The organism is Pseudomonas sp. S1(2024), from assembly GCF_046557535.1.
Genome location: NZ_JBKGFP010000013.1, coordinates 1 through 1,304, shown reverse-complemented (window position 1 = coordinate 1,304; position 1,304 = coordinate 1). Strand labels below are relative to the sequence as shown.

At 62.3% G+C, this 1,304-nt stretch carries 1 protein-coding gene; it reads right to left on the bottom strand.

What is annotated here, in order from left to right; all coding sequences use genetic code 11:
* Nucleotides 1-104 precede the first annotated feature (104 nt).
* Nucleotides 105-1,106, bottom strand: a complete 1,002-nt coding sequence (locus ACLCGK_RS06145; protein WP_013974718.1) for an extracellular solute-binding protein — start codon at nucleotides 1,104-1,106, stop codon at nucleotides 105-107.
* Nucleotides 1,107-1,304 lie beyond the last annotated feature (198 nt).

Below are 1,304 nucleotides of genomic sequence, written 5' to 3'. Positions count from 1 at the left end.
TCTTTTGTGGGAGTGCCCTCCCCCGAGGAGAGGGAGTACTCTGGGGGGAGCGGGCATGCCCGCGAAGAGGCCCTGAAAGGCCCCGGAAGGATAAAGCCTGGCGCTTAGTTCCAGCCAGCCCGATCCATCAGGCGAATCGCTTCAGCCTGGCGCTTGCCAGCGATTTCAACCGGAATGCTGTCAGCCTTGAAGCTGCCCCACGCTGCCACTTCTTCCGATGGCTTGACCTTCGGGTTGGCCGGGAACTCCTGGTTGATGTCGGCGAACAGCTTCTGCGCCTCTTCACCAGTCATCCATTCAACCAGCTTCTTCGCTGCCTCCGGGTGTGGCGCATGCTTGGTCAGGCCGATGCCCGACAGGTTCACGTGCACGCCACGGTCACCCTGGTTGGGCCAGAAGATTTTCACCGGCAGTTTCGGGTTCTGGTTGTGCAGGCGACCGTAGTAGTAGGTGTTGACCACGCCCACATCGCACTGGCCGGCCTCGATGGCCTGGATCACTGCGTTGTCGTCGGAGAACACGTCGGTGGACAGGTTGTTGACCCAGCCTTTGACGATCTGCTCGGTCTTCGCCTCGCCGTGGGTCTCGATCAGGGTGGCGGTGAGCGACTGGTTGTACACCTTCTTCGCCGTGCGCAGGCACAGGCGGCCTTCCCACTGCTTGTCGGCCAGGGCTTCGTAGGTGCTCAGCTCTTGCGGCTTGACCCGCTCGGTGGAGTAGATGATGGTGCGCGCGCGCAGGCTCAGGCCGGTCCAGTCGTGGGACGAGGCGCGGTACTGCGACGGGATGTTCTGGTCGATGATGTCGGACTTGATCGGCTGCAGGATGCCCATCTGCTCAGCCTGCCACAGGTTGCCGGCATCGACGGTCAGCAGCAGGTCGGCCACGCCGTTTTCGCCCTCGGCCTTGATGCGCTGCATCAGCGGGGCTTCCTTGTCGGTGATGAACTTGATCTTGACCCCAGTCTTGGCGGTATAGGCATCGAACACCGGCTTGATCAGCTCATCGATGCGCGAGGAGTACACCACCACTTCGTCCGCTGCCTGGGCGGTGCCGCCGAACAGGGTCAGGGCCAGGGCGGCCAGTAGGGGCTTGCGTGGCAACATGGAAAGCACTCCTCGGATCGTATGAGAGGCGCAAATGGTAGTGAATCCCATTTTCCGACTCATCTACATAGGCGTTACCGGATGTTGCAGAGGGGGCTGCTGTGCAGCCCATCGCCGGCAAGCCAGCTCCCACAGGTACTGCACAGGGCTTGAGGTCGATGCGGTCGAGGTGGGAGCTGGCTTGCCGGCGAAAGGGCC